We start from the raw sequence: 262 nt of genomic DNA, 5'->3' as shown, positions 1-262 counted from the left end.
ACCGACCGTGTCTGTCAGCACAACGGAAAAACCGCTTGGTAAAATCATTTTTCGGGTCATCGGATCTAATGTTGCAAATAATAAGTTTTCCTCATAGGAATCAGCATCAGATAAACGATTAAATAATGTCGATTTCCCCGCATTCGTATAGCCCACTAGTGCTACTTGGAAAACACCGTTTCGTTTTCTTCTTTCCCGATACCGCTCTCGATGCTCTACGATACTTAATAATGATTGCTTAATTTCATTGATCCGTCTGCGA

Annotated in this window: 1 protein-coding gene; it reads right to left on the bottom strand. The window is 40.8% G+C overall.

From position 1 onward, the window contains the following. Positions 1–262, bottom strand: a 262-nt coding sequence (locus tag AC3ASS_RS05670; protein WP_488282546.1) for a GTPase, incomplete at both ends; no start/stop codon positions are given.

This window comes from Bacillus sp. JST-5 (assembly GCF_057747715.1).
Note: the sequence above shows the minus strand (reverse complement) of the source record. Positions and strands in the feature narration are given on the sequence as shown.